General features: G+C 64.8%; 23 protein-coding genes. 10 read left to right on the top strand and 13 right to left on the bottom strand.

Features of this window, described 5'->3' with window-relative positions:
* From Atep_RS13685 to Atep_RS13645, 9 genes are all read right to left on the bottom strand, one after another.
* Complete coding sequence (locus tag Atep_RS13685) at positions 1-1398, bottom strand: RNA-guided endonuclease TnpB family protein (protein ID WP_213379019.1); 1398 nt, start codon at positions 1396-1398, stop codon at positions 1-3.
* A complete protein-coding gene (locus tag Atep_RS13680) occupies positions 1395-2024 on the bottom strand; it encodes an IS607 family transposase (RefSeq protein WP_213379018.1) in 630 nt (209 codons plus the stop codon). The genes Atep_RS13685 and Atep_RS13680 overlap by 4 nt, the downstream gene beginning before the upstream one ends.
* Before the next feature lie 110 nt (positions 2025-2134).
* Positions 2135-3574: a nitrogen regulation protein NR(I) gene (ntrC, locus tag Atep_RS13675; RefSeq protein WP_213379017.1), complete on the bottom strand. Its 1440-nt coding sequence runs from the start codon at positions 3572-3574 to the stop codon at positions 2135-2137.
* Entirely contained in the window at positions 3567-4646 is a 1080-nt protein-coding gene (gene glnL / locus Atep_RS13670) for a nitrogen regulation protein NR(II) (RefSeq protein WP_272876292.1), read from the bottom strand. The genes ntrC and glnL overlap by 8 nt, the downstream gene beginning before the upstream one ends.
* Positions 4647-4804: 158 nt before the next feature.
* Positions 4805-5329 carry a DUF4124 domain-containing protein gene (locus Atep_RS13665; RefSeq protein WP_213379016.1) on the bottom strand — a complete coding sequence of 175 codons (525 nt, stop codon included), beginning with the start codon at positions 5327-5329 and terminating at the stop codon, positions 4805-4807.
* A 36-nt stretch (positions 5330-5365) separates the two neighbouring features.
* A complete protein-coding gene (gene glnA / locus Atep_RS13660; RefSeq protein ID WP_213379015.1) occupies positions 5366-6769 on the bottom strand; it encodes a glutamate--ammonia ligase in 1404 nt (467 codons plus the stop codon).
* A 483-nt stretch (positions 6770-7252) separates the two neighbouring features.
* The gene (locus Atep_RS13655; protein ID WP_213379014.1) at positions 7253-8419 is read right to left on the bottom strand and encodes a cation diffusion facilitator family transporter; all 1167 of its coding nucleotides are present in this window, start codon (positions 8417-8419) and stop codon (positions 7253-7255) included.
* Between the two features lie 90 nt (positions 8420-8509).
* Positions 8510-8764 carry a hypothetical protein gene (locus Atep_RS13650; RefSeq protein ID WP_236786236.1) on the bottom strand — a complete coding sequence of 85 codons (255 nt, stop codon included), beginning with the start codon at positions 8762-8764 and terminating at the stop codon, positions 8510-8512.
* A gap of 11 nt (positions 8765-8775) precedes the next feature.
* Entirely contained in the window at positions 8776-9117 is a 342-nt protein-coding gene (locus tag Atep_RS13645) for a hypothetical protein (protein ID WP_213379013.1), read from the bottom strand.
* 155 nt (positions 9118-9272) lie between these two features.
* Between Atep_RS13645 and Atep_RS13640 the strand changes: the two genes are divergently transcribed.
* The 9 genes from Atep_RS13640 (at position 9273) to Atep_RS13600 (ending at position 20941) form a co-directional block, all read left to right on the top strand.
* Positions 9273-9590, top strand: a complete 318-nt coding sequence (locus Atep_RS13640; RefSeq protein ID WP_213379012.1) for a helix-turn-helix domain-containing protein — start codon at positions 9273-9275, stop codon at positions 9588-9590.
* Positions 9591-9870: 280 nt separating this feature from the next.
* Complete coding sequence (locus Atep_RS13635) at positions 9871-11223, top strand: M16 family metallopeptidase (protein ID WP_213379011.1); 1353 nt, start codon at positions 9871-9873, stop codon at positions 11221-11223.
* Positions 11213-12613: a M16 family metallopeptidase gene (locus tag Atep_RS13630; RefSeq protein ID WP_213379010.1), complete on the top strand. Its 1401-nt coding sequence runs from the start codon at positions 11213-11215 to the stop codon at positions 12611-12613. Before Atep_RS13635 ends, Atep_RS13630 begins: the two co-directional genes overlap by 11 nt.
* Entirely contained in the window at positions 12600-13181 is a 582-nt protein-coding gene (gene rsmD, locus Atep_RS13625) for a 16S rRNA (guanine(966)-N(2))-methyltransferase RsmD (protein ID WP_236786231.1), read from the top strand. The genes Atep_RS13630 and rsmD overlap by 14 nt, the downstream gene beginning before the upstream one ends.
* Positions 13182-13322: 141 nt before the next feature.
* The gene (gene coaD, locus Atep_RS13620; RefSeq protein WP_213379008.1) at positions 13323-13799 is read left to right on the top strand and encodes a pantetheine-phosphate adenylyltransferase; all 477 of its coding nucleotides are present in this window, start codon (positions 13323-13325) and stop codon (positions 13797-13799) included.
* A gap of 57 nt (positions 13800-13856) precedes the next feature.
* Positions 13857-14108, top strand: coding sequence for a YfhL family 4Fe-4S dicluster ferredoxin (locus tag Atep_RS13615; RefSeq protein WP_213379007.1), 252 nt, complete (start codon positions 13857-13859; stop codon positions 14106-14108).
* A 335-nt stretch (positions 14109-14443) separates the two neighbouring features.
* Positions 14444-15889 (top strand): glycosyltransferase, encoded by a 1446-nt coding sequence (locus Atep_RS13610; RefSeq protein ID WP_213379006.1) that lies wholly within the window; start codon positions 14444-14446, stop codon positions 15887-15889.
* Positions 15890-16041: 152 nt separating this feature from the next.
* Complete coding sequence (locus Atep_RS13605) at positions 16042-19020, top strand: chemotaxis protein CheB (protein ID WP_213379005.1); 2979 nt, start codon at positions 16042-16044, stop codon at positions 19018-19020.
* Entirely contained in the window at positions 19013-20941 is a 1929-nt protein-coding gene (locus tag Atep_RS13600) for a putative bifunctional diguanylate cyclase/phosphodiesterase (RefSeq protein ID WP_213379004.1), read from the top strand. Before Atep_RS13605 ends, Atep_RS13600 begins: the two co-directional genes overlap by 8 nt.
* A 19-nt stretch (positions 20942-20960) precedes the next feature.
* On the opposite strand, the gene Atep_RS16760 is transcribed toward Atep_RS13600, so the two are convergent.
* The 4 genes from Atep_RS16760 to Atep_RS13580 form a co-directional block, all read right to left on the bottom strand.
* Complete coding sequence (locus Atep_RS16760; protein ID WP_236786229.1) at positions 20961-21098, bottom strand: hypothetical protein; 138 nt, start codon at positions 21096-21098, stop codon at positions 20961-20963.
* A gap of 166 nt (positions 21099-21264) precedes the next feature.
* Positions 21265-21894: a c-type cytochrome gene (locus Atep_RS13590; RefSeq protein WP_213379003.1), complete on the bottom strand. Its 630-nt coding sequence runs from the start codon at positions 21892-21894 to the stop codon at positions 21265-21267.
* A 224-nt stretch (positions 21895-22118) separates the two neighbouring features.
* Complete coding sequence (locus Atep_RS13585; protein WP_213379002.1) at positions 22119-22574, bottom strand: copper chaperone PCu(A)C; 456 nt, start codon at positions 22572-22574, stop codon at positions 22119-22121.
* Between the two features lie 22 nt (positions 22575-22596).
* Positions 22597-23220, bottom strand: a complete 624-nt coding sequence (locus Atep_RS13580; protein WP_336511360.1) for an SCO family protein — start codon at positions 23218-23220, stop codon at positions 22597-22599.
* Positions 23221-23440: 220 nt separating this feature from the next.
* On the opposite strand from Atep_RS13580, the gene Atep_RS16755 reads away from it, so the two are divergent.
* Complete coding sequence (locus Atep_RS16755; RefSeq protein ID WP_236786227.1) at positions 23441-24781, top strand: diguanylate cyclase; 1341 nt, start codon at positions 23441-23443, stop codon at positions 24779-24781.
* Positions 24782-25028 lie beyond the last annotated feature (247 nt).

Below are 25028 nucleotides of genomic sequence, written 5' to 3'. Positions count from 1 at the left end.
CTAAAAACCTAAACAAAGTTGCTTATGGTGGTTTTTAAGTGATTCGCTCTCCGTTGATAGCGCCCTGGTGGGCGAGCAACTGGAGTCCTGGTTGAGCAGTCCCAACCGGAGGCGCTCGGTCCGTGCCTGCAAGATCGCCTTGACCGTCCGATACGGCGTGAACCGCTCGATGTCCGGGTCGGACAACCGTGTCAGCACGTTGCGCGCAGCGTTCTGGTCCGCGTCCAACACAACCCCGTCGAAGCAGTAAAACCGATCCCCCTGGCGTTTGCCGAGTAGGCATCCGTTGCGGGAATCGATTTGCGATGTGTAGGCCGGATTGACCGGAACGACCGTCGAACCTCGACGGCTGGAAACGCTGTCAAGCGCTTCGGCAATGACGCCTTTCGTCCAGGCGGCGAGCCTGCGATTGACGTTCTTGCCGAAGGACTTGCCGGACATGGGGGCGGTGAGGTCTTCAGTCGCGATGACGGCGGCTTTATCGACGACGGTGTGGACGGCCTGAAAGACGGTGTCGCGAATCCGTGCTTGGGTCTTGTTTATCTGCCGATCGAGCTTCCGGCGCCCGAGATTGAAGCGGCGGATGTGCTCGCGCTTGCGCGGATTGCGGGTGCGGTTGGCGATGGCGCGCAGTTTGGATCGGCGCCGGTACTTGGCTTTGAGCTTGTCGGAGGTGTCGGTGAGGAGCGCGCCCAATTCCCGGCCATGGTGTTCGCCATCGGAATCGACCAGTACCTCGGAGTAGCCTTTATCGACGCCAAGGGTGCGCGCGCCACAGTCGTGCTTGACCTCGGCTTCAATCGTGTAGTGGACTTCGAGACCCACGTCCTTGAGGATGATCCGCAGGGTGCCGGTCGGCTCGGCCGTGGTATTGAGCGGAATGGCGATCCGTTGGCCTTTCTCCAGTCCGGGGATCTTGATCCAGGCGCGCCCACCCAGTTGGAAGGTGGTGTAGTTATCGGAACGCACGATGATTTGGTTGTGCGTGTGGTTGTGTCCGCGCTTCCATTCCCGGCGCATGATCCGGCGCAGATAGGGATCGCCGGTCCAGCCCCGGCCCTTGAGGGCGGCGAACAGGCGTTGTTGTTCGGCCTTATCCTGGGTGTGCCGCCGGATCGAGCGGCGCGCCTTGACCTTAGCCGCTTCCATGTTGGCCGTGATGTCGCCCTTGGCGTCGCGCAGCGTTTCTTTCCAGGCATTGGCCAAGACCGGGAAGGTACGCCCGTCCCGCAGCCAGGCATCGCGAATCCGGCGATCCGACACGCCCACGCCCTGAAGGGAGCCAAAGCGCTGCCGGACTTCGGAGCGGATCACGCCCAAACGCCGCGCCTGTTCGCGCAGGGCCGCGAGCTTGCCTGGGTTCGGGCGCTTGGCGTGCAGAATGCGCGTGACTTTCATTCACACAGATCCTTTGGCTGATGGAGCGACAGCCCCGCAAAATCCTCCTTGATGGACTGTTTATACTTGCGCATCCCGTGCAGCCGACAACTAAAGGTATGGACGATCGCCATCAGGTCTTCGACCATCTCTTGCTCAGGTGAGAGCGATTCCTGGTTGACCACGACGATCTCGCAGCCGTTTTCGGCGGCGATGTGGGCGAAGAAATCGAAACCAAAGCGCATTAAGCGGTCTTTATGGGCAATCAGCAGTTGGCGCACGTCCCCACGCCGGATGCGATCGACCAGTGCAAGAAAGCGCTTGCGCTTGAAGTTCATCCCGCCGCCGATCTCTTGGATCCATTCATCGACCGCGATCCCCGCGCCCAGACAGTAAGCCTCCATCGCCCGCACCTGCGAGGCGAGATCGTCTTTTTGCCCGGCACTCGACACGCGGCAGTAGACCACCACGTCGCGCGTCTTCGGTGCCCCACCCAGCATCAAACGCACGTCGGACTCATCGAAATACCGATGCCCCGACGGCAGCCGCTTGGCTTGCAGCTTCCCTTCAGTTTCCCAGCGCCGGATCGTCTGTGGCGACCGCCCAAGGCGTTTGGCAAACTCGCCAATGCTGTATTGCTTGCTCATAGCAAGAAATTATAGATAACTTTGATAACAAATCAAGGAACTGTTTTTTGCTCCCGTGTCGCTGAAAACCAATACGAGTCCCGCCTGAAGCCTTCAGGATTCCATCCGGATCACTGGGACGCCTCGGAAGCCCCATCCTCATCGACCACGAAATCGGGCTCCAGACGCAATTCCTTGAGCTTACGTGTGAGGGTGTTGCGCCCCCATCCCAAGAGCCGTGCCGCATCCTGACGTCGCCCGCCGGTCTGTTCGAGCGCGGTCTGGATCAGGATGCGTTCGAAGGCGGGCAAGGCGGTGTCGAGCAACCCCTCGCGGCCCTCCTTGAGCCGTTGCCGCGCCCAGCGGCGCAGACCCTGCTCCCAGGACTCGTCGCGGACGCTCTCGCTCAGGCCGGCATTGAGTTCGGGCGGCAGATCCTCGGCGTGGACGTGCTTACCGGAGGCCATGACGGTCAGCCAGCGGGCGGTGTTCTCCAATTGTCGCACATTGCCCGGCCAGTCGAGCTGCTGGAGCCGGTCGATCGCATCCGGCAGCAGGATCTTGGATTCACAGCTCAGCTCGCGCGCGGCCTGGGCCAGAAAATGGCGCATCAGCAGTGGGATGTCCTCGCGCCGGTCGCGCAGGGCCGGCAGCTGGATGCGGATGACGTTGAGCCGGTGGAACAGATCCTCGCGAAAGCGCCCCTCGCGCACCAGCTGTTCGAGATTCTGATGCGTGGCCGCGATGATGCGCACGTCGACCTTGATCGGCGCCATGCCGCCGACGCGATAGAACTCGCCGTCGGCCAGCACCCGCAGCAGTCGGGTCTGCAACTCGGCGGGCATGTCGCCGATCTCGTCGAGAAACAGCGTGCCGCCGTCGGCCTGCTCGAAGCGGCCCTCGCGCCGCGCCTGGGCGCCGGTGAAGGAACCGCGCTCATGGCCGAAGAGTTCCGATTCCAGCAGATCGCGCGGGATGGCCGCCATGTTGAGCGCGATGAACGGACGCTCGCTCCTCGGGCTGTGACGATGCAGGGCATGGGCGACCAGCTCCTTGCCGGTGCCGGACTCGCCATTGATGAGCACCGTGATGTTGGAGCGCGCCAGACGCCCGATGGCGCGAAAGACGTCCTGCATCGCCGGCGCCTCGCCGATGATGTCGGGTCCGCGCACCACGCTGACCTCCTCGGCGCGTTCCTCGCGTCCGCGCCGGCAGGCCCGGCTGACCTGGGAGACGGCCTCGTCGAGATCGAACGGTTTGGGCAGATACTCGAAGGCCCCGTCCTGGAAGGCCGAGACCGCGCTGTCGAGATCCGAGTGCGCGGTCATGATGATCACCGGCAGACCCGGATAGCGGCTCGTCACCTGACGCAGGAGTTCCAGTCCGTCGATCCCCGGCATCCGGATGTCGGTGAGGATCACATCGGGCTGCTCGCGCCGGAGCGACTCCAGGATGCCGACCCCATTGGAGAAACACGTCACCTGCATCTCAGCCTTGCGCAAGGCGCGGTCGAGCACCCAGCGAATCGAGCGGTCGTCGTCGATGACCCAGACATTCGGTGCTCTAGTCATGGCTCGGCTCCAATGGCAGGTAGACATGGAAGACGGTATCGCCCGGCCGGCTCTCGCACTCGATCAAGCCGCCGTGCTGATTGATGAGTTCCTGGGCGATCGAGAGTCCGAGTCCGGTCCCGTCCGGGCGGCCCGAGACCATGGGATAGAAGATGCGATCGCGGATCTCGTCCGGGATGCCCGGACCATTGTCCCGGACCTGGACCTGGAGCACCAATTTGTGGCGGCGGCTGCCGATGGTGAACTGTCGCAGCACGCGCGTCTTGAGTTGCAGACAGCCGTGCCGGCCGGCGGCGGTGACGGCGTTGCGCGCCAGGTTGAGCAGGGCCTGGATCAGCCGGTCCCGATCGGCGATGAAATCCGGGATGCTCGGATCATAGTCGCGCTGGACCTTCGGGCCTCGGGGCGACTCGGCCAGGATGAGCGTGCGCACATGCTCCAGCACATCATGGATGTTCACCGGCGTGCGGCGCGGCAGGCGATGCGGGCCGATCATGCGGGTCATCAGCGCCTGCAAGCGGTCGGCCTCGTCGATGATGATGCGGGTGTATTCGCGCAAGGCGGCCTCGGGCAGTTCACGCTCCAGGAGCTGGGCGGCGCCGCGCAGTCCGCCGAGCGGATTCTTGATCTCATGGGCCAGTCCGCGCAGCAGGGCCTGGGTCGCCTGATGCTGCGACAGCAACTGCTCCTCGCGCGTGATCCTGAGCTGGCGGTCGACCTGATAGAGCTCGACCAGCACTTCCTTCTCTGCATCGAAATGGTGCAGCGGCAAGACGGTGCAGTTCACCGTTTTGGTGCGTCCCTCACCGATCAGGATGTTGATCTCGCGCTCGGTGAAGGGATGACAGGAGGCCAGTGCCTCGTTCAGGCGCTCCTCGACGCTCGCGTCCGGGCAGGGCAGCAGGCTCGCGGCCGGCTGTCCCAGCAGATGACGCGCGCTGACCTCGAACAGCACCTCGGCGGCCGGATTGAGATATTTGAGACGCAACCCGGCGTCGAACAGCATCACGGCCGTGTTGAGGTGATCGAGGATCCGGCGCTCGAGCGTCGGTCCGGTCACGTGAGTCGTCATCCATTTGATCCTGAGAGGTTCTTGGCTTCGCGGGACGCAAGGCACAGGCCGTTCCCTGTGAGTACGGACGATGGTCGTCGTTGCCGGCGAAACAAGCAAATACAGCGCCAGTCTTCGAGCCGAGCACGCGAGACCGCTATGAACAGACATCCGGCGGATCAGGGCAGTTGACCGGGCGCCCTGGGTTGGCGAACCTGGAAGGTGCGGGGGGCGGATTGCGCGACGATGCGATCGTCGGCGCCACGGATCTGGAGCTGGAGCCGATGGTTGCCGGCACCGAGTCCAGTCAGCTTGAACTGGGTATGAGCGCCCTCGACCGGGAGCGCGTTCCCATCGAGCAGCAGGAGCAGGCGATGGCCGCCGATGAGGGAGGGATCGATCTGCAAACTCACCGGGACACCCGACTCGGTCTCGGTCAGGATCTCATCGAGTCCGGGCGAGAGGATGTCGAGTGCGGCGTAGGGGCCGCGATAGGCTTCGTCGGGCGAGCTTGGACCCAGCGTGTTGGCGGGGTTCGAGCCGGCGGGTGCACCGAAACGCACATCGACCCGCTCGGCCTCGCGCGTCGGACGATCGGAGAAGTTGACCCGCCCCTCGGCGTCGACCCAGCGATAGATCTCCGCGTTGGACGGCGAGCAGACGAGCAGCGAAAGGAGGATCGGCGCGAGTCTGAGCATGGTCATCGAAGACTAGCCCAATCGCGCCGATCCGAACAGCCCTTAGAGGCTGTAGTACAGGTCGAACTCGACCGGATGGGTCGTCATGCGCATGCGCGTGACTTCCTTCATCTTGAGGTCGATGTAGGCATCGATCAGATCATCGGTAAACACACCGCCGGCGGTCAGGAAGTCGCGATCCTGGTCGAGATAGTCCAGCGCCATGTCGAGCGAGTGGCAGACGGTCGGGATCGCCTTGGCCTCTTCGCGCGGCAGGTCATAGAGATCCTTGTCCATGGCGTCGCCCGGATGGATCTTGTTCTGGATGCCGTCGAGACCGGCCATCATCATGGCCGAGAAGGCCAGATAGGGGTTGGAGGTCGCATCCGGGAAGCGCACCTCGATCCGACGCGCCTTGGGGCTGGAGACGTGCGGGATGCGGATCGAGGCCGAGCGGTTGCGCGCCGAATAGGCGAGCATGACCGGCGCCTCGAAGCCGGGCACCAGACGCTTGTAGGAGTTGGTCGAAGCGTTGGTGATGGCGTTGAGCGCGCGCGCGTGCTTGATGATGCCGCCGATGTAATAGAGTGCGATGTCGGACAGACCGCCGTACTTGTCGCCGGCGAACAGGTTCTGACCGTCCTTGGCGAGCGACTGGTGGACGTGCATACCGCTGCCGTTGTCGCCGACCAGCGGCTTGGGCATGAAGGTCGCGGTCTTGCCGTAGGCGTGGGCGACGTTCTGCACCACGTACTTGAGGATCTGGGTCCAGTCGGCGCGCTGGACCAGGGTGGCGAACTTGGTGCCGATCTCGCACTGTCCGGCGGTGGCGACCTCGTGATGGTGCACCTCGACCGGCACGCCCATCTCTTCGAGCGTCAAGCACATGGCCGCGCGCAGGTCGTTGAGCGAGTCGACCGGGGGAACGGGGAAGTAACCGCCCTTCACACTCGGACGATGGCCCATGTTGCCGTCGGGGAAGACGCGCTCGGAGTTCCAGCCGGCTTCCTCGGAGTCGACCTTGTAGAAGCAGCCGCTCATGTCGGCGCCCCAACGCACGTCGTCGAGGATGAAGAACTCCGGCTCGGGGCCGAAATACGCGGTATCGGCGATGCCGGTCGACTTCAGATAGGCCTCGGCGCGCTTGGCCACCGAACGCGGATCGCGCTCGTAGCCCTGCATGGTGTCGGGTTCGAGGATATCGCAGCGGATGATGAGCGTGGCCTCATCGGCGAAGGGGTCCATGACCGCAGTGTCGGCCTCGGGCATCAGCACCATGTCGGAGGCCTCGATGCCCTTCCAGCCGGCGATCGAGGAACCGTCGAACATCTTGCCGTCCTTTAACACGTCTTCGTCGACGGTGTGGGCCGGCACGGAGACGTGCTGCTCCTTGCCGCGGGTGTCGGTGAAGCGAAAATCGACGAATTTCACTTCATTCTCTTTGATCATCTTGATGACGTCGGTCATTCGAATTGTCTCCGCTACTTAGATATCTACGAACAGTCTGGCCGGCCAACGCGATACGCTCGAAATCGATCCGCTCGGACTCGATGCGGGAGCCTAGCAGGTCGCGGTGCGCGTCGCACGAAATCGGTCGTCCTGAAGGATGATGGACGTCCCGGACGTTGGAATCGATCGTCCGACCGGGTGGGCATGCCATGGCCTTGCGCTCATTGAGCAAAGATCGAGCCAAAAAGAGGCATTCGAGGCCGACGGATAGCCGGTGCTTGGCCGGCACCTCCGAATCGAGCCATTAATTCCTTACAGCCCATTGGGTTAGCGATCGAGAGCGGTTTCGCGGCGGCGCGTTCGGCTCGATGTACGGGTCTCCGGCTTGGCCCCAGCCCGGCCGCCGTGCAAGCGACCTGCCCTCCAAATGCACCCAAATGGACGGAAGCCCATTTTTTTGCACCAAAAAGACGCAATCGATCCCGTTCGCTCTCCGGTAGGTCATCCAAAGTAGATCCGAACCCCACCAAAGGCCGGATCCTCGCGCAGTGCCGCCGCCAGCTTGTCGCGCAGCCGCTCGGGATCGAAACCGGTGCACCGGCAGACCAGGATCGGAAAGAAGACCTCGACCTCGATCCGTCCCCCGAGATAGTGCAGCAGGAGACGCCGACGCTCGTTCGCCGCCGGGATCTCCGACCAGTACGAGGCCAGCCGCGCCAGGGCCTCGGCGCGCAACGGCAGCGGCGGAACCTCCGGTTTGCTCGCGTCGTCCTCGGGATCGATATGGACGGTCACGTCGACCATGTCCGAGATCTCGCGCTTGAGCCGCTGTTCGACCAGGACGCTGATCATGTGTCCCTCGGAGACGCTGATGTCCGGATCGACCAGCACATGCACGTCGGCCGAGACCTGCCCGCCGAGCCGGCGCGTGCGGAGCATGTGGATGTCGCGGACCCCGCCGACCGAGCGGATGGTCTGCGCCACCTCGGCGATGCGCTCGGATTCCAGACCCATGTCCACCAGTTCGCTGACCGCGCCCCAACCCAGTCCCCAGGCGATGCGCACGATCATCAGGGCGACGATGAAGGCGGCGACGGCGTCGAGATAGGTCAGACCCGCCATGGTGCCGGCGATGCCGATCAGTACCACGATCGAAGAGATGGCGTCACTGCGATGGTGCCAGGCATTGGCGCGGAGCAGATCCGAGCGCACCCGCTTGGCATGGGCCAGCGTCCACCAGTAGAGCCATTCCTTGGCGCCGATCGATATCAGGGTCGCGGCGAGCGCCAGGGCGTCGGGTTTCAGCAGCGCATCCGGCTCGAAGAGTCGATGTACGGCATCCCAGCCGATGCCGAGGGCGACCAGCAGCAGCAGGACGCCGAGTGCCAGGGTCGCAACCGTCTCGTAACGGGCATGGCCATAGGGATGATTCTGGTCGGGCTGCTGACTGGCGTGGTGTCCGGCGACATAGACCAGTACGTCCGAGAGCAGATCCGAGAGCGAATGGATACCGTCGGCGACCAGCGCCTGCGAGTGACCCAAGAGTCCGACGAGGATCTTGATCACCGACAGCACGAGATTGAGGACAGCGCCGACGATGGAGGTGCGTGTGATGGCCTGGCGGCGTTCGAGCGTGGCGGCTGTGGGCGCGTTCACAAGGCTGGACATCCTGATCGATGGCGGTTGACTCGGACGCGCAGTATACGCTTGCGGGACGTAGGCACGGAAACGACGTCGATGTCCATCACTCGGGTTGGTTCAAGGTCGTTCGCGATCGACGCGCTTTCGATATAGGACAGGCTGCCGCGCGAACCTGGGATCACCAGCGGCCCGCGATCGGCCGGTCGGATAGCCCTTGCCGGGATGCAGGTCGGGCAGGCCGACGGCGGCGCGCATCCCCGGCAGGCGGGCGGTCTGCTCCAGCTGGCGGATGGCCTCGCCCTCGATCCGGCTCGACGGCGAGGCGATGACGCGCGGGGTGATGATCGGTTCTGTGGTGGAGGCTGTGGTCATGCGTGTCGTCCTCAGCGTCGGCGCAGACAGTAAGCCCCGCTCGGCGACCAGCCGGACGGACAGCTACTGCCGATCTTGGCGATCGCCGCGCGTGCCTGGGGACCGGCCAGACAATAGGTGCCGCTGGGCGTGTAGCCGCTCGGACAGGTGCCGAGCTTGTCGATGGCCTGGCGCGCCTTCGAGCCAGGGACGCAATAGGCGCCGCTCGGGCTGTATCCGCTGGGACAGGTGCCGTGCTTCATGATCGGTGCCGGACTCAGGGCCGAGTCGGCCAGTGTGCTCAGCGGGATCAGGATCAGCAGCAACCAGAGGGCCGGGCGCGCGCCGGTTGAATGACGGGGCGTGTTGGTCATCGAAGCCGTACTCCAAGATGAGATCGGGAAATCGAAGTCTAGCCCATTAGCGCGACAGGAAATGTCGCGACATCGCAGGGTCGGTTACTACCCGCATTTGAACGTGATGACACGCCACCGACCGGATCCCGACGCTACGATGGAGGTGGAGAATCATGACTAACCAGTACCGCAGCGAAGCGCCGGCCTCGATCCATGAAACCATGGAAGCCCCGCACGAGCTGGGAGCGATCGACAAGCAGACCATGCGTGAGTTCGACGACTCCTGCCTGACGCCGCCGGCATCCTTTCCGCCCGAGGCGATGCGCGCCCTGCGCGAACGCGAACATCGCTCACAGCCGGTCTTCGCCCGCTATCTCAACGTCAGCAAAAACCTGATCTTCGACTGGGAGCGCGGCGTCAAGCGCCCCGGCGGGCCGGCACTTCGCCTCCCGACCGTCATCGAGAAGCACGGCATTCAAAGCATTGCTTGAATGTCGGAACGTCCGGCACCCTGATCGCCGCTGAGATTCTCCTCAGCCGAGCAGATTCCAGGGCAGAGCCATGACATCCTCCGTGATCCAGCGCGGCTGATCGACCGCACACAACAGGGCGCCGACGGCGACATCGAGATGGGTGTGTGCCTCACGGGACGCAACACCTATGGTTAGGCGCTGTGTGCATGGAACTCAGGCTCGCCCCAGATGCCCATATACACTCGATTCATGGCGTTCAATATTTGGAGTTTCTATTTTGCAACATTTAATCGCGTTCATGCTACTTTTGTTGACCTTTGGGTCCCCCCTGGCCGCGACCGAGGTCCACGAGCGCCGGCTCGACAACGGACTCAAGATCCTGGTCAAACCCGATCATCGCGCGCCCATCCTGACCTCGCAGGTCTGGTATCGCATCGGGTCGAGCTATGAGTACGGCGGCATCACCGGCGTCTCGCACGTCCTCGAGCACATGATGTTCCAGGGCACCGAACGTCTGGCGCCGGGTGAGTTCTCGCGCATCGTCGCCGAGAACGGCGGCGAGGAGAACGCCTTCACCGGGCGCGACTACACGGCCTATTATCAGAATCTGGCCAATGACCGGCTGGAGGTCTCATTCGAGCTGGAGGCCGAGCGGATGCGCCATCTCAAGCTCAGCGAAAAAGAGTTTCTGAAGGAACTGGAAGTGGTCAAGGAAGAGCGGCGCATGCGTACCGACGACGATCCGCAGTCCCTGACCTATGAGCGTTTCAGCGCCGTCGCCTACGACGCCTCGCCCTACCGCAATCCGGTGATCGGCTGGCCGGGCGACCTGGAACAGCTCAGCCTCGAAGACGTGCGCGACTGGTACCGGCTCTGGTATGCGCCCAACAACGCCATCCTGGTGGTTGCGGGCGATGTCGATCCCGAGCAGGTCTTTGCGCTGGCCGAAAAACACTTCGGCCCGCTGGCCGCCGAGACCATCCGTCCGCCCAAGACCTGTGCCGAACCCGAACAGCGCGGCGAGAAACGTCTGCGCGTCCAGGCCCCGGCCAAGGAGTCCTATGTACTGATGGGCTACAAGACGCCCTCGTTGGCCGATGCCGACGAGCCCTGGGAGCCCTATGCACTGGAGATGCTGTCCTCGATCCTCGACGGCGGCGACAGTGCGCGTCTGTCACGCGAACTGGTGCGCGGCAGCCGGATCGCCGCTTCGGCGGGCGCCGGCTATCGCGCCTTCGAGCGCCTGCCGGGGCTGTTCCTGTTCGAGGGCGTGCCGGCCAAAGGGCAGACCGCTGAGACGGTCGAAGCCGCCCTGCGCGCGCAGGTCGAGCGCGTCCGGTCCGAGCCGGTCGACCCGGCCGAACTGGAGCGGGTGCGCAATCAGGTGATCGCCGCCAAGGTCTTTGAGCGTGACTCACTCTTCTATCAGGCGATGCAGATCGGTCTGCTGGAGACCATCGGACTCGACTGGCGTCTGGCCGATACCTATGTCGATCGCCTCGCCGAGGTCACGCCCGAACAGATCCGGGCCGTGGCGCGTAAATATCTGACCCCAGAGCGGCTGACGGTCGCCATCCTCGACCCGCAACCCATGGAAACCACTCAGGCCGCCGCCAAACCTCAGTCGGAAGGACAAACCTATGTGCGTTGAACGACAGTCCGAACGAATCGATCGCGCCGCGCGTCGCCTGACGGCCTGGCTCGCCGGAACCCTGCTGTTCACCAGCCCGCTGCCGGCTCAGGCCACACCCGAGATCCGGACCTGGAACACCGACAACGGCACGCGCGTGCTCTTCGTCGCCGCGCCCGAGATCCCCATGGTCGACGTGCGTCTGGTATTCGCCGCCGGCAGCGCGCGTGACGGTGGGCGCTCCGGTCTGGCCTCGATGACGGCGGCCATGCTGACCGAGGGTGCGGGTGACTGGAACGCGGATACCATCGCCGACCGGCTCGATGGAGTCGGTGCCGTCCTGAGCACGGACGTCGATCGCGACATGGCCACGGTCGCACTACGCACCCTGACCCGTCAGCCGGCCTTCGACACCGCCGTCGACACCTTCGCGACCCTGATCGCACGCCCGACCTTTGCGCCGGACGAACTGGAGCGCGTGCGTCAGAACCGGCTGGTCGCCCTGCGTCAGGAGGACGAGTCACCGCGCAGTGTGGCGCAGAAGGCGCTCTATCGCGCCGTCTTCGGCGCCCATCCCTATGCCGCCGATCCGTCCGGCACGCCCGAGTCGATCGCGGGCCTGAAGCGCGAGGAACTGGTCGCCTTCCACGCCCGTCACTATGTCGGTTCCAACGCTGTGCTGGCTCTGGTCGGCGATCTCGACCACGCCGGGGCCGAGGCGCTGGCCAATCGACTGGTCGCCGGTCTGCCTGCCGGCGAGCCGGCCGCGCCGTTGCCGGAGGTACCGGAACTTGTGGGCGCGACCCTGGAGTCGATCGAATTCCCGTCGAGTCAGACCACGGTCCTGGCCGGTCAGCCGGGGATGCGTCGCGGCGACCCGGACTATTTCGCGCTCCATGTCGGCAACCACATCCTGGGCGGCAGCGGTCTGGTCTCCATCCTCATGGACGAGATCCGCGAGAAGCGCGGGCTGTCCTACAGCACCTACAGCGCTTTCCTGCCGCTCGCCCAGCCCGGCCCCTTCCTGATGTCGCTCCAGACCCGCAACGATCAGGCCGAGCAGGCGCGTACCGTGATGCTCGATACCCTCAAACGCTTCATCGCGCAGGGGCCGAGCGAAGCGGAACTGACGGCGGCCAAGAAGAACATCACCGGCGGCTTCCCGCTCAAGATCGCGAGCAACAGCGACATCGTGCGCTATCTGGCCGTGATCGGCTTCTATGACCTGCCGCTCGACTATCTCGACCGCTTCCGCGAGCGCATCGAGTCGGTCACGTCCGAGCAGATCCGCGACGCCTTCGCACGGCGCGTCCATCCGGAGCGGCTGGCCATCGTCACGGTCGGCGGCTCGTCGGAGGCTAGAGCGGATGCAGGAACCGAGCAGGTGTCGCTGGCCCGTGGCTCGCACTAAGGATCGTCCCGCCAATCAGTTGCGGATCATCGGCGGTCGCCATCGCGGCCGCCGTCTGAGCTTTCCCGACCGGCCGGGGTTGCGCCCGACCTCGGATCGGGTGCGCGAGACGCTGTTCAACTGGGTCGCACCCCTGATCGAGGGCGCGCGCTGTCTCGACCTCTTCGCCGGTAGCGGGGCGCTCGGCTTCGAGGCGCTTTCGCGCGGCGCCGGCGCGGTGGTGATGGTCGAGCGCGCCGCCGCCGTCGCCCGTCAGTTGCGTGCCAATGCCGGGCTGCTCGGCGCCGCCGATCTCCAGGTCCACGAAGCCGATGCCCTGATCTGGCTGGAACGGGGTGATCCTGCGCCGTTCGACCTGATCTTTCTCGACCCGCCCTTCGCCGAAGGACTGCTGGCTCCCGCGATCGAACGACTCGAACGTCATGGCCTGCCGGCGCCCGAAGCACGAATCTATCTCGAAGCGCCGGTTCAGATCGGCTTTCCGCCGCTCCCCGAATCCTGGGAGCTGATCCGCGACAAGACGGCCGGTCAGGTGCGATACGGTCTGGTCAGGGTCGGTCCGGCCTGAGTGTGTCGGCGGGCGTTCGGTAAGCCCGGGCGGTTTGTGCTATGTTGCGCGCCGGTGGTCCGATGGCGGTCTCGGCCGTGTCATGCTCGACCACCAAGCCGAACCGCCGCCCTTCGGGCACGCCAACTGAGGAGCCAACGCTTGCGCACCGTGGTCTATCCAGGAACCTTCGACCCCATCACCAATGGGCACGTGGATCTCATCCATCGCGCGGCACGCCTGTTCGATCGGGTCGTGGTGGCGGTCGCGGCCGACACCGGCAAGACGCCGGTGTTCTCGACCGAGGAGCGCGTGGAACTGGTGCGCGGTAGTGTCGCCGATCACCCCAATGTCGAGATCCTGCCCTTCGAGGGCCTGCTCGTGAACTTCGCGCGTACACTCGGGGTCTCGGTCATCATGCGCGGACTGCGGGCCGTCTCGGACTTCGAGTACGAGTTCCAGCTCGCGGGCATGAACCGGCGCATGGCGCCCGACATCGAGACGCTCTTTCTCACCCCGGCCGAGCAGTATGCCTATATCTCCTCGTCGCTGGTGCGCGAGATCGCCCGACTCCGGGGCGACGTCTCGACCTTCGTCACCCCGACGGTACAGGCTGCATTACGCGCGCGGTTTGGATAAGATCTACGCCGTACAACCCCAGCCAGATTTCGTAAAGAAGCAGCAAGGAGTATTCCAATGGCCCTGATGATTACCGATGAATGCATCAATTGCGACGTGTGTGAGCCCGAGTGCCCCAACGGCGCCATCTCGCAGGGTGACGAGACCTATGTGATCGATCCCAATCTCTGCACCGAATGCGTCGGGCACTACGAGACCTCACAGTGCGTCGAGGTCTGCCCGGTCGACTGCATCATCAAGGATCCCGACCACGAGGAGACCGAGGACGAACTGCGCGCCAAGTACGAGCGCATCACCGGCGAAGGCTGACTCTGACCGTTCGCAACGGGATCGCGACCGCAAACGCCCTCGACCTCCGAGGGCGTTTGTGTGAAAGCGTTGCGAACCCTGCACTGGCCACCGGGTCTGGACTCCTGCCCGTGATTTATTGTGTGCCGGACTTGCTGTCGGTAGGCGACAGACCTATGCTGTACCACCATTGATCGCAGCAAGATCGTCGTCACGTCCAGGGGGCGCGTTCCGGCCTCCGTCGATAGATTCCAGGGACATCGGATAGGGCCAAGAGGCCGCGACCGCCATCGGTCGGTTTGGGTCCGGTGTTCGTTCTGTCTCCATTCCATCCCTCACCCAGCGGAATTCAAGCCATGCTTGCGGCTGAAACCTCGGTCGAGTACTACCTGATACTCGGCCTCGTCATTCTGGCACTCTGTTCGCTCAATCTGGTCGCGCTGACCCTGGCGCGCCGCTTCATGCCTGGCCGGCCGCTCTCCGTAGCCAAGCTCACCGACGCCGAACGCCCGCGCGTCCTGGTCCAGCTCCCGCTCTTCAACGAAGGCGAGCTGATCGAGCGCATCCTGGAGGCGGTCACGGCACTCGACTGGCCGCGCGACCGTCTGGAGATCCAGGTGCTCGACGACAGCACCGACGGCTCGCTCGCCGTCAGCCGGCGCGCGGTGGCGGCGCTCAAACAGCAGGGCGTGAACGTCGAACTGCTGCATCGCGTGCAGCGCACCGACTTCAAGGCCGGAGCACTCGCGGCCGGACTGGAGCGCTCGGAGGCGCCCTTCGTCGCCATCTTCGACGCCGATTTCATCCCGCCGCCCGATTTCCTGCGCCGGACGGTCGGCGCGCTCGTCGCCAATCCCGAGCTGGCCTATGTCCAGACCCGCTGGGGCCATCTCAATCGCGACGAAAGCCTGCTCACCCGCATCCAGGCGCGTCTGCTCGACTCGCACTTCGGCGTCGAACAGGAGGCGCGCTGGCGTCTGGGTCTGCCGCTGCCCTTCAACGGCACCTGCGGCCTGTGGCGGCGCGCGGCCATCGACGAGGCCGGCGGCTGGGACGGCGATACCCTGACCGAGGATCTGGATCTGAGCCTGCGCGCCAATCTCGCCGGCTGGCGCTCGGGCTTCATGGGCGATCTGGTCGTGCCCGGTTCGCTGCCGACCTCGGCGCATGCCTGGCGCGTCCAGCAGTTCCGCTGGACCAAGGGTTTCGTGCAGTGCTTCATCAAGCTGACGCCGCCGGTCTGGCGCAGTCGGCGTCTGCCGGTCTGGAAGAAGCTCATGATCGGCTTCCAGATCGGCCAGCCGCTGGCCTTCGTGGTCGGCGTGGCCTGTCTGATCATGGGACTGCCCTTCATGGCCGGCGCTGTGGTCGGCGGCGCCGGACTGAGCGTCGTGGCCTCCGTGACCTCCGTCCTGGGCTTTGCCGCGCCCATCATGTTTCTGACCATGGCTGGGCGCAATGAGGGGATACGCCGGACGGCGATCGAGATCCTGGGCGCCCTGGTGCTGACGAGCGGCTTGCTGCTGTCGAACGCGCGCGGCGGACTGGAGGCGCTGCTGGGTCATCGCACCGAGTTCGTGCGCACGCCCAAGGCCCGTGACCGCAAGACCGCGCGCACGCCCCTCTGGCGCAGCGGTGTCCTGGAGCTGGGAGCCGGTTTGGCGCTGCTCACATTCGCCCTGATCGAACAACCCGTCGCTGTGCTCTATCTGGCGATGCTGATCGGCGGTCTGGTCGGGATCGGCGCCATGCAGGTGATCGATGGTCTGGCCCTGGCGCGACCGGCGAGCATTCGGAACTGACCTGCGCGTGGGTTCGCCTATAATGGGCCGGATACTCGAATCGCGGCGCTGAAGACAGTCGCGGGATCGGTGCTCGGACCGGTGGGCTCGCGAGACCAGGCTGTCGGCTTGAACGCGGTTCGACACGAACAGCAGAACAGGAGCCGAGTGGTATGTCCAGCGACCCGAAAGCGACGGGAGAGGTTGATCATAAGCCGAGTCCAGGCCGGTTCGATGGCTATGTCGTGGCCATCGGCGCCTCGGCCGGGGGACTCGATGCCCTGGAGCGCTTCTTCCAGGGACTTCCGGCGGGCACGGGGGCGGCCTATGTCGTCGTCCAGCATCTGTCGCCCGACCACAAGAGCATGATGGGCAATCTGCTCGCGCGTCACACGCCCATGCCGGTGGTGACGGTCGAGCACGACATGCGCATCGAGGCCGATCGGGTGCATCTGATCCCGCCGGCGAGTCTGATGACCGTCAGCGGCGACGTGCTGCGTCTGAGTCCGAAGAATCCGCGTGGTCTGACCCTGCCGATCGATCTGTTCTTCAGTTCGCTGGCCAAGGAGTTCGGCAATCACGCCATCGGCGTCATCCTCTCCGGCACCGGCTCGGACGGCACGCGCGGCGCGGTGGCGATCAACGATGCCGGCGGTTTCCTGGTGGCCCAGGATCCGGAGACGGCCAAGTTCGACGGCATGCCGCGCAGCGTCATCGCCACCAGTCTGGTCGACGCCATCCTGCCGCCCGAGGAGATCGGGCCGCGTCTGCTCGACCACATCCACCAGCGTCCCCAGCCCAAGGTACGTCCGCCCTCGATGGCGATGGAGATCGACCGCGACAGTGCGCACGAGGAAGTCATGCATCTGTTGCAGCACTCGGGCGGCATCGATTTCCGCGAATACAAGCCGGCCACCGTGATGCGGCGCATGGAGCGCCGGATGCAGGTGCGCCAGACCCCGGATCTGCTCAACTATGTGCGGCTGCTGAGCGCCGATCGCGGTGAACTGGCAACGCTCAGACGCGAGCTGCTGATCCCCGTCACCAGCTTCTTCCGCGACCCGGACGCCTTCGAGGTGCTGGCCGAGACCGCCGTGCGCACCATCGTCAGCGACCACAACGGCAACCAGCCGATCCGGGTCTGGGTGCCGGGCGTGGCCACGGGCGAGGAGGCCTATTCGCTGGCGATTCTCTTCGCCGAGGCGTTCGAGAAGGCGCGCCGCTGGCCGAACTTCAAGCTGTTCGCCACCGATGTCGAGCCGCAGAACATCGAGGTCGCCGGCGCCGGTGTCTTCACCGAGGCCATCACCGCCGAGATCTCGCCCGAGCGGCTGGAACAGTTCTTCATCAAAAGCGGCAACCACTTCGTGGTCAAGCCCGAGATCCGCCAGAGCATCGTCTTCGCGCGGCACAATCTGCTCGACGATCCGCCCTTCACGCGCATGGATCTGGTCTCCTGTCGCAACCTGCTGATCTATTTCCGGCCCGAGGCCCAGGAGCGCGCCCTGCGCCGGCTCCAATACGCCCTGGCGCCCGGCGGCTTCCTGTTCCTCGGTTCGAGCGAGACCATCGCCAACCTGCACACCGATTTCACGGCGGTCAGCTCCAAGCACAAGATCTACCGCATCCTGCGTCATGTGTCGCTACCGCTGGACGCGGCCAATCCGCGCCAGACGACCATCATGCCCGCGCCGCCGCGTCCGGGCGTGCGCACCCATGGCGTGGCGACCGACGCCGCCGCCATCGATGCGGCTCAGGAGCAGTTGCTGCACGGCTATGCGCCGACCAGTCTGCTGCTCAACCAGCGTCACGACCTGCTGCATGTCTTCGGCGACGTCGGTCCCTATCTGCGCATCGGCGAGGGCAGCGTCAGTCTGGATCTGTCCAAGCTGCTGCCCGGTTCGCTGGTCGCCGTCGCCAAGGCGCTGCTTTACAAGACCGCGCGCGATCGCGTGCCGCTGCGCTCGGACATCATCGGGCTGGCGCTCGCCGACGACCGTACCGAGCGGTTGCGTCTGGTGGCGCGTCCGGTCGAGCCGCCGGGCGGCGAGCTGCATCTGCTGTTGTCCTTCGAGCCTGTGACCAGCTATGGTCCGGACGATGTGATGCCGCCGGAGCCGGGTACGCTGCGCATCATCGACGGCGAGGCGTCCAAGGCGATCGAGACCATCAGCCTCGACCGCGAGACCAGCCAGCGCATCGAGAACCTGGAGCGCGAACTGGCGGCCACCCGCGAAAGCCTGCAGGCGACCATCGAGGAACTGGAGACGGCCAACGAGGAGCTTCAGGCGACCAACGAGGAACTCATGGCCTCCAACGAGGAGTTGCAGAGTTCCAACGAGGAGCTGCAATCGGTCAATGAGGAACTCTACACGGTCAACGCCGAAAATCAGGAGAAGATCGAGATCCTCAACCGGCTCAATGCCGATCTCGACAGCATGGCCAAGGCCGCGTCCATCGCCACCATCTTCGTCGACTCGCAGTTGCGCCTGACCCGCTTCACACCCGAGGCCACGACCCTGTTCAAGATCCGCGACGGCGATCTGGGCCGCCCGATCGACGACTTCACCAATCTGCTCCAGTATCCGGAGTTCATCACGGATCTGCGCCAGACCATCATCCGCGGTGACATGTTCGAACACGAGATCAAGGCCGCCAACAACCGTCAGTATCTGGTTCGCGTCCTGCCCTATGCGGTGCGTACCAGCGAACTGCGTGGGGCGGTCGCCACCTTCGTCGACGTCACCACACTGCGCGACATCGAGCACCTTCAGGCCGTGCTCGACGCGCTGCCCGCGCATGTCGCCGTGCTCGACAACAAGGGCGTCGTGACCATGGTCAACGACGCCTGGCGCGACTTCGCACGCGCACACGGCGACCCCGAACTCAAGGAGATCGGGGTCGGAGCCGATTATCTCGCCGCCTGCGAGGACGGACGACTGGCGAGCGCGCCCCATGCCGGCGAGACGCTGGCGGGCATCAAGCAGGTGATGGCCGGTGAACGCTCCTCGTTCTGTCTGGAATATTCGGCGCCGACCGATGGGGTGACTCAATGGTATCTGATGTATGTCGCGCCGATCCGGCATGTCCGCGCCGGTGTCGTCGTCAGTCACATCAATATCACGGACTGGGCTGATCGCGGGCATGAGTAGCCGACCGCCTCCACGGCCCGATCCGACCGAGGATGGACTCGGCGAGCCGGCGGACGGATTGCGCGAGCGTGCGCTGGCTGCGCTGCGCGCACGGCGTTTCGATCTGGCCGAGGAGATCCTGAGTCACGAGGATCCGGGGCCGGCGGCGCTGATCGAGAATCTGCGCATCTATCAGGCCGAGCTGGAGATCCAGAACGAGGAGCTGGCCCAGAGCCAGCACCGCATCCAGGAGGCCCTGGATCGCTTCACGTCCTTCTTCAACACCCTGCCGATCGCCGAGCTGGTGATCGATCCCCAGGGTCTGATCCAGGAGGCCAATCCGGCGGCGCAGCGCCTATTCCACCTGCGCGGCGCGCATTTCCATCAACACTTCTTCGCGCGCCTGATCGCCGAGTCCGATCGCGAGACCGTCATCGATGTCTGGAGCGGGTTGGCTGAGAACAGCTCGACCGTCATCCCCGAGGTCCGCTTTCGCTCCAGGTCGGATGAGGATTTCATCGGCGATCTGCACATCGCCCAGATCCCGAGTCTGGACCAGGGGGCGCGGCGCTACGTCTGTGCCATCATCGATCGCACCGAGGCGGTGCGCCAGCGTCAGCGTCTGCGCGAGACCAGCGAGCGGCTCGACTATCTGGCCCACCACGATGCCCTCACGGGTCTGCCCAACCGCACCTATTTCCAGGAGCGTCTGGAGCAGTGCCTGCAGCGCGCCAGGCGGTATCGGCGTCAGTTCGCGCTCCTGTTCCTGGACCTGGACCGCTTCAAGGAGGTCAACGACACCCTGGGCCATCATGTCGGGGATGCCCTGCTGTGTCGGGTCGCCGAGGTCTTGTCGGCGCAGATCCGCACCGTCGACACCATCGCCCGGCTCGGCGGCGATGAGTTCGTCGTCATCCTGGAGGACATCCCGGCGCCGCGTTTCGTCGCGCACTTCGTCGATCGCGTCATGGAGGAGTTCGACCGGCCCTTTCAGGTCGAGGGACGCGAGTTCTTCGTCACGGTCAGTATCGGCATCAGCCTCTATCCGAGCGACGGACGCGAGTTCGAGACCCTGGTCCGTCATGCCGACATCGCCATGTATCAGGCCAAGAAAGCGGGCCGCAACGGGTTCAGCTTCTTCGAGCCGACCATGTCGGAAGGAGCGGCCGAGCGACTGCGTCTGGAGCACGATCTGCGTCTGGCCCTGCAGCGCGATGAGTTCATCCTGTACTACCAGCCGCAGGTCGATCTGACCACGGGCGAACTCATCGGGGTCGAGGCGCTCTGTCGCTGGCGCCATCCGCAGCTCGGTCTGCTGTCGCCGACGCTCTTCATCCCCATGGCCGAGCAGCTGGGGCTGATCGACACCCTGGGTCTGAAGGTGCTCGAACTGGGCTGTCGCCAGATAGTCGACTGGGACGCGGCCGGTCTGCACGTGCCGCGTCTGGCCGTGAATCTGTCGGTGCGCGAGCTGGAGCGGTCGCAACTGCCCGGCCGGATCGCCGCGATCCTGGAGCGGACCGGAATGGACCCGGCGCGTCTGGAGCTGGAGGTCACGGAGTCCAAGCTCATGCGTCATGCCGAGATGGCCATCCACGCCCTGAACGCGATGCGTGCGCTCGGCGTCACCCTGGCCATCGACGACTTCGGGACCGGCTATTCGTCGCTGTCCTACCTGAAGCGTCTGCCGCTGAACCGGCTCAAGATCGATCGCTCCTTCGTCAAGGGGCTGACGCAGGACGTCAACGACGATGCCATTGCGCGCGCCATCATCGCCCTGGCCCGCGCCCTGGGACTCGAGGTGCTGGCCGAGGGGATCGAGGCGCGCGAACAGGCCGATTTCCTGTTTCGCGAGGGCTGCATCGAGGGGCAGGGCTATCTCTACGACCGTCCGCTGACGCCCGAGGAACTGGTCGTGAACTGGCTGGAGCCGTCGGAATGACCCCTGGAGTCTGAAGCCTTCAGGCAGGCCGCTCGTTCAACGTGATGTTGCGGCAGCCCGTCTCGCACACGAAGAGCGCGGCGATCAGGCCGATGCCGGCGAATCCGGCCGAGAGCCAGAGTCCGTTGCGATAGTCGGCCGGGGCATAGACCCGCACTGCAGCAGCCCGCTCCAGCCCGGCCCCCAGGGCAGATGGATCAGCGCCAGCCACAGCAGCAGCGACAGCGCGCTCGCCCCGACAGGGCGGGGAGAGCGATCCGGCTCAGTGTAAAAAAGGCCGCGATACGCAGCCTTTTCGGTCCATCCGGGCGACGGAGAAACGCTTACTTCGAGAGACCCTGGATGTACTGCGATACGGCGGCGATCTCCTGGTCGCTCATGCGCGCGGCGACACCGCGCATCATACCGCTGGGATCGTTGGCGCGCTCACCCGAGCGGAAGTGCTCCAGGGTCTGCTTGACATAGTCGGCGTGCTGGCCTGAGATGCGCGGGAATTTCGACAGACCCTGACCCATGCCGGCCGGACCATGGCAGGCGCTGCACGCGGGCACGCCGGTCGCGGGATTGCCGGCACGATAGAGTGCCTCGCCCTTTGCGGCCAGTTCACGATCGGCCTGACCGCCGCTCTGGGTCTGGGTCGAGAAATAGGCGGCCAGATCGAGCACTTCCTGCTCGGTCAGCGGCATCGCCATGGGCGTCATCTGGACGTTGTAGCGTTCCCCGGCCTTGAAGTTCGTCAACTGCTTGATGATGTACTCGGGATGCTGGCCGGCGAGCTTCGGCCAGAGGGGCACGACGCTGTTGCCCTGCGGGCCGTGGCACGCCATGCAGATGGTATTGGCCTTCGTCTCGCCCCGCGCGGGGTCCGCCGGTTGGAGTTCCTCGGCGGCCTGCGCCAGACCGCTCACCAAAACAGCCGCCACTGAAACCGTTGTCAGCCAAGTCTTCTTCATGCGAGTGCCTAAATGTTGTTCGTGTTCGCGGCCGTTTCGAGCCATCGACAAACGACCTGATGGGTGTAAGGGTGGGGAAAAATCCGGCAATGTATATCAGACGCTTGGCCCTTGGGTCAAACCGGATACGTGGATATCCGGGGCGAGCGACCGGATGGCTCGGTAGACCGCCGCCGGCTCGAAGCGTTCGTCCCCGTCGTCCGAACGAGCCGGCGTGCGCCGGCTCAATGCGCTGCCGCGTGATGCATGGGTTCGAGGCGGCGCACCGGGGCCTGGATCGCCAGACGCTCGCCGTCGTCCTGGATCAGCGTCAGTTCGACCGTCTGGCCCGGTGCGAGTTCGGACTTGAGTCCGATCAGCATGATATGGAGTCCGCCGGGGGCCAGCGTCGTGGTCTCGCCGGCCGGTAGCGCGATGCGCTCGATCCGGCGCATTTGCATCAGGCCGCCCTCCTCGACATGGGTGTGCAGCTCGACGGTCTCGGCGGCCGGACTCTCGGCGCCGATCAGGGCGCGATCCTCGGTGCCGGTGTTGTGCAGCGTCATGAAGGCGGCGCTGTTCGGCTGTCCGGGCGGCACGGCGCGGACATAGGGATCGCCGACTTCCAGACCGGCGGCGTTGACGGTCAGGCCGACGCTCGACAGGAGCGCGGCGGCGAACAGGGTACGGATCAGGCGCATACTCGAAATCTCCGTTGATGGATCAAGGTTCGGTGCCGAACGCCGTGCGGATCGCGTCCCGGATGGTTTCAGGGGGACTGGCATGGCCGAGCGTCTCGACCAGACGCCCGCTCGGGTCGACGACAGAGGTGAAGGCCGAATGATCGATCAGATAGCCCATGGCCGAGCCGCTGTCGTCGACGCGCCGATAGGCCGCACCATAGCGCCCCGCGATCTCGGCCAACTGCTCGGGCGTGCCGGTGAGTCCCAGGATGTTGGGATGGAAATAGGCGACATAGCCCGCCAGACGCTCCGGGTCGTCGCGCTCGGGGTCGACGCTGACGAAGAGCACGCGGGTACGTTCCAGCTCGGCGGGTTGCAGGGCACGCAGGGCGTTGGCGATGTAGACCAGATTGGTCGGGCAGATGTCGGGACAGGACGTGTAGCCGAAATAGATCAGCACCACCTGCCCGCGCAGATCGCTCAAACGCACCGGGCCGGCGGACGAATCCAGTGTAAAATCACCCCCCGTCGGCGCCTGGGCCAACTCCAGCGGCACCGGGTCGGCTTCAGGCATTCGCAGCGACGGCGAATTCCAATACGACAGGATGCCGGCCGAGACCACGACCGCCGCCGCGATGGCGATCGATAGGCGCCCGATGTTCAAACCGCCTCCTCGACTGTGCGCATCATTCGTGACCTGAGTTCGAGCATGATGAGGATTCCAGCCTGAATGTTCACTTCCGGCGCTTATACCTGTCCGATCAGGCCGCATCAAGTCGGATGCTCAGGTTCAGGTTTGTTTCCGTCCGGATCCCGCGTCTGTCGTCCGGCGGCGCAAGCGGGCGAGGCGACCGGCGTGAAACGGCTATAGCGAGATCGATCCCTTGACATCGAGCACCTTTCAGCACGCGGTCGGCACGCCTGACTATGACAGTGCCTATGAACGGTTCGTGCCTGTGCGCACCGCGTTCCATATCCGGCTCAAGCTGGTGCTGGTGCTCGGACTCTGGCTGGCGATCGTCGCCGTCTCGCTCGGCTGGAACCTCCATCAGGCCGAGCGCCATCGCGAAGAACTCGCCCTGGAGGCGGCGCGCTCCTTCTTCGACCTGCTGCTGATCACGCGGCGCTGGAACGCACGGCATGGGGGCGTCTATGTGCCCGCCACGTCGGAGACGCCGCCCAATCCCTATCTCAAGGATCCGCGTCGCGAGATCAAGGTCAGCGATGAGTTGACGCTGACCAAGGTCAACCCCGCCTATATGACGCGCGCCCTGTCCGAGCTGGCCGCCAGACGCACGGGGGTGCAGTTCCACATCACCAGCCTCAAGCCGATCCGTCCGGAGAATATCGCTCTGCCCTGGGAGGCGGAAGCCTTGCAGGCGTTCGAGCAGGGACTCGGGGAATGGACTCAGCCCTTCGAGCACGAGGGCCGGCAGGGGTACAGGTACATGGCCCCACTCATCATCGAGGAACCCTGTCTCAAATGCCACGCCGAGCAGGGCTATGTGCTCGGCGATGTGCGCGGCGGCATCAGCATCACGCTGCCGGAGCTGGCGCCCATTCCATGGCAGGGGCTGGCCGTCAGTCATGCGCTCGTCGGTCTGGCGGGCGTGGCGGTCATTCTGGTGCTGGGCCGGCTGCTGGCGCGCGCCTATGAAGAACTGCGTCGTCAGGCCGTCTTCGATGCCCTGACCAGCATCCCCAACCGGCGGTTCTTCATCGAACAACTGGTGCACGAACTGCGCCGTGGTCGGCGCGAACAGGTGCCGCTGTCACTGCTGATCTGCGACATCGACGACTTCAAGAGCTACAACGACACTTTCGGGCATCAGGCCGGGGATCGCTGTCTGCGTGCCGTCGCCGATCTCCTGCGCGAGAGTTTGCAGCGCGGTTCGGATTTCTGCGCCCGCTATGGGGGCGAGGAGTTCGTGGTGGTCTTGCCCAACACGACCCTGGAGGGCGCGCTGCGGGTGGCCGAGCGGATTCGCGAGTCGGTGTCGGGTCTTGGCATGTGGCATCCGGCCTCGCCGCGCGGGATCGTCACCATCAGCATCGGCGTGGCCGAGGAAGCCGGAGGCAACGCGGATCCGGATCACGAATCCCTGATCCGGCGTGCCGATGAGGCACTGTATCGAGCGAAGGAACGCGGACGCAATCGCGTCGAGGCGCATGGCACGCCGCCGGGCCAGGGTGAATCGGGCGTTCATAGCGACGACTGTGCCTGAACGAGACCTGGTTAAAGGATTCGACCGCGTTTTTATGCTTTGGACTTTGGACAAAGTGTCCTACCAGCCGGCAAAAATCGTTCGCTCACGTACAGTTGGAGTAGACAGATCCTCTGCATGAGGAGAGCGAACGATGACCACTTCCCTGTTGAAAGATAGCCTGGAATCGCTCCAGCGTTTCCGCTGCCGCGCGAAGCACTAGCTGAAACTCTGGCGCGTCTGGAGCCGGTGATCGCGGGATTGGCCG

This window comes from Allochromatium tepidum, from assembly GCF_018409545.1.
Classification (GTDB): domain Bacteria; phylum Pseudomonadota; class Gammaproteobacteria; order Chromatiales; family Chromatiaceae; genus Thermochromatium; species Thermochromatium tepidum_A.
The sequence above is the reverse complement of the archived record's forward strand: the minus strand, read 5'-3'. Positions and strand labels throughout refer to the sequence as shown.

Excerpts from the sequence above, each read along its gene's own strand:
- Atep_RS13655 (WP_213379014.1), bottom strand. The coding sequence starts at position 8,419 with ATGTCCAGCCTTGTGAACGCGCCCACAGCCGCCACGCTCGAACGCCGC.
- Atep_RS13600 (WP_213379004.1), top strand. The coding sequence starts at position 19,013 with ATGAGTAGCCGACCGCCTCCACGGCCCGATCCGACCGAGGATGGACTC.
- Atep_RS13685 (WP_213379019.1), bottom strand. The coding sequence starts at position 1,398 with ATGAAAGTCACGCGCATTCTGCACGCCAAGCGCCCGAACCCAGGCAAG.
- Atep_RS13610 (WP_213379006.1), top strand. The coding sequence starts at position 14,444 with ATGCTTGCGGCTGAAACCTCGGTCGAGTACTACCTGATACTCGGCCTC.
- Atep_RS13590 (WP_213379003.1), bottom strand. The coding sequence starts at position 21,894 with ATGAAGAAGACTTGGCTGACAACGGTTTCAGTGGCGGCTGTTTTGGTG.
- glnA (WP_213379015.1), bottom strand. The coding sequence starts at position 6,769 with ATGACCGACGTCATCAAGATGATCAAAGAGAATGAAGTGAAATTCGTC.
- Atep_RS13585 (WP_213379002.1), bottom strand. The coding sequence starts at position 22,574 with ATGCGCCTGATCCGTACCCTGTTCGCCGCCGCGCTCCTGTCGAGCGTC.
- Atep_RS13650 (WP_236786236.1), bottom strand. The coding sequence starts at position 8,764 with ATGACCACAGCCTCCACCACAGAACCGATCATCACCCCGCGCGTCATC.
- ntrC (WP_213379017.1), bottom strand. The coding sequence starts at position 3,574 with ATGACTAGAGCACCGAATGTCTGGGTCATCGACGACGACCGCTCGATT.
- Atep_RS13605 (WP_213379005.1), top strand. The coding sequence starts at position 16,042 with ATGTCCAGCGACCCGAAAGCGACGGGAGAGGTTGATCATAAGCCGAGT.
- Atep_RS13665 (WP_213379016.1), bottom strand. The coding sequence starts at position 5,329 with ATGACCATGCTCAGACTCGCGCCGATCCTCCTTTCGCTGCTCGTCTGC.
- glnL (WP_272876292.1), bottom strand. The coding sequence starts at position 4,646 with ATGACGACTCACGTGACCGGACCGACGCTCGAGCGCCGGATCCTCGAT.
- Atep_RS13645 (WP_213379013.1), bottom strand. The coding sequence starts at position 9,117 with ATGACCAACACGCCCCGTCATTCAACCGGCGCGCGCCCGGCCCTCTGG.
- Atep_RS13640 (WP_213379012.1), top strand. The coding sequence starts at position 9,273 with ATGACTAACCAGTACCGCAGCGAAGCGCCGGCCTCGATCCATGAAACC.
- Atep_RS13630 (WP_213379010.1), top strand. The coding sequence starts at position 11,213 with ATGTGCGTTGAACGACAGTCCGAACGAATCGATCGCGCCGCGCGTCGC.
- Atep_RS13615 (WP_213379007.1), top strand. The coding sequence starts at position 13,857 with ATGGCCCTGATGATTACCGATGAATGCATCAATTGCGACGTGTGTGAG.
- Atep_RS13680 (WP_213379018.1), bottom strand. The coding sequence starts at position 2,024 with ATGAGCAAGCAATACAGCATTGGCGAGTTTGCCAAACGCCTTGGGCGG.
- Atep_RS13635 (WP_213379011.1), top strand. The coding sequence starts at position 9,871 with ATGCTACTTTTGTTGACCTTTGGGTCCCCCCTGGCCGCGACCGAGGTC.